Annotated in this window: 2 protein-coding genes and 1 pseudogene; 2 read left to right on the top strand and 1 reads right to left on the bottom strand. The window is 37.9% G+C overall.

The genetic code is table 11. The features are described from left to right. Positions 1–155: 155 nt before the first annotated feature. Positions 156–1,031: an AraC family transcriptional regulator gene (locus QUF07_RS13205; protein WP_289427854.1), complete on the bottom strand. Its 876-nt coding sequence runs from the start codon at positions 1,029–1,031 to the stop codon at positions 156–158. Between the two features lie 153 nt (positions 1,032–1,184). On the opposite strand from QUF07_RS13205, the gene QUF07_RS13200 reads away from it, so the two are divergent. Together QUF07_RS13200 and QUF07_RS13195 are read left to right on the top strand one after the other, a co-directional pair. Beyond that, the gene (locus QUF07_RS13200) at positions 1,185–3,182 is read left to right on the top strand and encodes a beta-galactosidase (protein WP_289427853.1); all 1,998 of its coding nucleotides are present in this window, start codon (positions 1,185–1,187) and stop codon (positions 3,180–3,182) included. Positions 3,183–3,235: 53 nt separating this feature from the next. Continuing rightward, positions 3,236–4,696: pseudogene (locus tag QUF07_RS13195) on the top strand (glycoside hydrolase family 3 protein); the annotation flags it as partial. Positions 4,697–4,772: the final 76 nt, after the last annotated feature.

The raw sequence follows: 4,772 nt of genomic DNA, 5'->3' as shown, positions 1-4,772 counted from the left end.
AGATAAAAACATACCCGTCAGTTTTCGAAAAAACACGAAAACTGACGGGCTTTTAATGAACTATGAATAATTCAGGAGGAATTAGTTCGATTAAAATACCAGCTTATCCAAATCCTTCTAAAAGTTATCCATATATGTCCATAAAGCAAATCCTTTTATGACCCATTCTTAGTTCGCCATTGACGAGGAGACTCACTGTTCCAACGCTTGAACTGCCGGCTAAAGTTAGCTAGATTAGTATAACCAAGAGCGGTGCTAATATCACTAATTGAATATTGTGGTTTCATAAGTAGCTTTTTGGCTTCATTAATTTTTAGCCGAGATAAATATTCTCGTGGAGAAATTCCATAGGTTTTTTTAAAGACACGGAACCCATAACCGTCACTAATCCCGACTTGATTGATTGCCTGCTCTACTAATCCAGTGCCTTCATTGCTAAGGTAACCATTTTTTATATAACTAATAACTTGATCAGTTACTGTGTTTTTTAGGAAGTCAGCAATAATTCGGGAATATTCCGTTGAAGTTGAAGAATCTGAGCTGGTTTGTTGCATAGTCGCATTGTAAAAGAGTTGTAGGATTTTGGAAAGCTCAATCTGAATAATCATCTTGGTGTTGAAATCGTAGTTAGCTTTATGAATGAGCCCATCTAAAGTCTGTAAATGAGGAGTCAGATCCTTGCACAACGAGGATTGAGCAGGGTGGTAGTATGCCAATCCGTGAATTAGCTGAACTTTAAGCTTGGGATCATCAATGTCAAAATGAAAACAGAAGTAGGTTAAATCTTTACCAGCCGACATCTTGTGAATGAACTCTGGTGGAATTAAGAAAAAGTCTCCTTGGTGTAGTTCATAATCACGATGTTGAATTTGAATGTTTTCGATGCCTTTAATGATGTAGATGCATTCAAATGCATAGTGTTTTTCGATTGGAACTGTCCAATTATTTGCAACTTTTTGTTCATGTGCACCAAAGAAGGTCAAATTCCAATCGATGACAGGTAATCGCTTGGCGTTCTTAAGGAAGTCCATGATTTTCTCCTTTTAAATTTAAATTAGATTCATTATATGTCATATTTGGATAATTACAAGTTTGATTAGGCGATATATTTTTTTATCCTAATATTGCATACTGAAGGCTGTTTAGAAAGCGCTTACTAAAACGAAAGAATCAGGAGGCTTTACATGTCATTTAAAAAGATTCTTTATGGAACGGCTTATTATTATGAATATCTTCCGTATGACCGTCTTGACGAGGATATTAAAATGATGCTTGCAGCGAAAATAAATGTAGTCCGTATCGGCGAAAGTACGTGGAGCACATATGAACCAGAAGATGGCAAGTTTGATTTTTCAAAATTAGACAAAGTCTTAGATGCAATGCACAAAGCTGGTATTAACGTCATTGTTGGTACGCCAACTTATGCAATTCCTAGTTGGTTGGCACGTAAATATCCTGAAGTAATGGTCCAAGTATCTGGTCATAGGAAGGCTTACGGTGCTCGTCAAATTTTTGATATCTCTAATCCTATTTTTCTAAAATATGCTGACCGAATTATTCGCAAGATGATTAGTCATGTTGCCAACCATCCCGCTGTTATTGGCTATCAGGTTGATAACGAAACTAAGCATTATGGGACATCTAGCAGTAACGTTCAACAAGGATTTGTACAATTTATGAAACATCGCTTTAATGGAGATTTGGACGCATTAAATCAAGAATTTGGATTAGATTACTGGAGTAACCGTATTAACGCATGGGAAGATTTTCCCTCAATGGACGGAACGATTAATGGGAGTTTACAGGCCGAATTTGAGCAATATCGTCGTGATTTAGTTAACCAGTATTTGAAATGGCAAGTTGAGCTGGTTAATGAATATAAATTATCAGATCAGTTTGTAACTCATAACTTTGATTTTGAATGGCGCGGGTATTCCTACGGTATTCAACCAGATGTGGATCATTTTAAAGCTAGTGAGCCATTGGATTACGCAGGGGTTGACATTTACCATCCATCTCGTAAGCACTTAACTGGAGCAGAAATTTCGTTTGCTGGCGACGAAATGCGAACGCTCAAGAATGACAATTATTTAGTTCTAGAAACTCAAGCCCAGGCTTTCAAACAACAAGTTCCATACCCCGGGCAATTGAGACAGCTTGCTTTTAGCCACATTGCTTCAGGGGCTAATATGGTTGAATATTGGCATTGGCATTCCATCCATAATTCCGCTGAAACCTATTGGAAGGGCATCTTGAGCCATGATTTTCGTCCTAACCCTGTTTACAACGAGGTCAGTCAGACGGGCGCTGAGTTAGATCGATTGTCACCACATTTGGTTAATTTGAAATCAACCGCTGAAGTTGCATTCTTAGTTAGTAACCAAAGTCTCACTGCAATGAAAAATTTTCCATTTTCTGATAAGCATAATTACAATGATGTCTTTCGATCTTTGTATGATGAATTTTATAAATTAAATATTCATACTGATATTTCTGATGAACACCATATTAATCTTAGCAAGTATAAGTTAGTCGTTGTGCCACTACTATATAGTATTAGCGATCAATTTCTTGAAAAGTTGAATGAATATGTCAAAAACGGTGGTCATGTTATTTATACATTTAAATCTGGTTTCACTGATGAACATGTCAAAGTGAGGACTGTTCCCCAGCCAGGAATCATTAGTGAAGCCTGTGGCATTCACTATGAACTGTTTGTAGATCCTGATGGCTGTGAGTTAGTCCCAGAAGATAAAACAATCAGTAAAGAAAGTGATCTGGGCTTAAAGGATTGGATGGAATTATTAATTCCTGACACGGCACAAATCATTGCAAAGTATGATGATCCAAACTGGAAAGATTATGCCGCAATCACTAAAAATAAATTTGGACAAGGCTCAACGATCTACATTGGATGTTATCCATCACAAGGAGTTCTTCATCAACTTATCAAAAATTATGTAGATGAACTCGGAATACAAAGAACTGAAGAAACTTTTCCGATCATTATTAAGCAGGCTAAAAACGAGCTGGGTAAACAAATCACCTTTTACTTTAACTATTCCAGTCAAAAGCTAACTATTCAAGATATTAAGGCGGGGACTGAATTAATTAAGGATCGTCAAGTTTCCGGGCAAATTAATATCGATCCATGGGGAGTATTGGTGGTCGAGGGTCAGTAAACACTCTGAAAGTGGTCAAACAAATGATTAACTAATAAAAAGAAGGAGAATTAATGAATAATCAAGTTAGTACTATCTTAAATAAGTTAACGGTTAGAGAGAAAGCATCGCTAGTAAGTGGTAAGGAGTTTTGGTACACAGAGCCAATCGATCGTTTAGGAATCAAAAGTATCATGATGACTGATGGTCCTTCAGGATTAAGAAAGCAAGCTGATACCTCGGATGCTTTAGGCCTTAATAAAAGTGTTGAGGCTGTTAGCTTCCCTGCTTCCGCTTTAACGGCAAGTTCATTTGATCGCGCACTCTTAACTCAATTGGGAAAGCATTTGGGAATCGCTGCCAAGGCTAATGATGTTGCTGTTTTATTAGGCCCCGGAATTAATATGAAGCGTAGTCCCTTAGCTGGTAGAAACTTTGAGTATTTTTCAGAAGATCCGTTGGTGGCTGGAGAACTAGGAAGTGCTTATGTAAATGGTGTTCAATCCGAAAATGTTGGTGTCAGCTTAAAACATTTTGCGGCAAATAATCGGGAGAATCAGCGCTTTACAGTTTCTTCAGACATGGATGAACGGACATTAAGGGAAATTTATCTGTCAGCATTTGAAAATGTTGTTAAAAATGCTCATCCAGCCACTTTGATGTGTTCATATAATTCAATTAATGGTTCTTTGAATTCTGAAAACAAGTGGCTATTAACTAAAATTTTACGTGATGAGTGGGACTTTCAAGGCTTGGTAATGTCTGATTGGGGCGCAGTTGCCGATCACGTTAGGGCGATAAAAGCTGGTTTAGATTTGGAAATGCCAGGGAAAGGAAAATCGTCTATTAATGAAATTGTCGATGCAGTAGAGAGTGGTATGTTGGCCGAATCTGAGTTAGACAAAGCTGCTCGACGGGTATTGAATCTGATCCATACCTATAGTAAAGACAGCAATGATGCAGTAAATTATCAAAAGGAAAAACAGCATGAATTTGCCCGCAAAACGGCTGAGCAAAGTATGATTTTGTTGAAGAATGAGGATCAAGTATTGCCGCTAAAAAGCACCGATACTGTTGGAGTGGTTGGTGAGTTGGCTGCCAAGCCTCGCTACCAAGGTGGTGGCAGTTCCCACGTAAATGCATTTAAAGTGACTACCCCGCTGAGTGTTGTTCAACAGATCAATCCTGATTACCAGTATGCTCAAGGATATACATTGAATGGTACAGATACAAAAGAATCACTGTCCGATGAAGCAATTGAATTGGCAAAAAACGTCAATAAAGTTATTGTTTTTGCGGGTCTCCCTGAAGAAGACGAATCAGAAGGCTTTGATAAAGTACGAATTGATCTGCCTGAGAACCAAAATGAGTTGATTAAAAAACTCTCGGAAGTTAATCCCAATATTGTGGTGGTTCTTCAAAATGGTTCTGCAGTAACAATGCCTTGGATTAAGAACGTTAAAGGTGTCCTTGAAACATACTTGGCTGGCGAGGCAGTGGGCGAGGCTACTTGGAATATCCTAAATGGTGTCGTGAGAGCGTAAAATATCTTGTGTAAATGCATAAAAGATTTCTGAATTGTATAGAAATAGGGAATGCCTTCCCTTATGA

Source organism: Lentilactobacillus sp. TOM.63 (genome assembly GCF_030361045.1).
GTDB lineage: Bacteria > Bacillota > Bacilli > Lactobacillales > Lactobacillaceae > Lentilactobacillus > Lentilactobacillus dabitei.
This window is presented reverse-complemented; position numbering and strand designations above follow the sequence as displayed.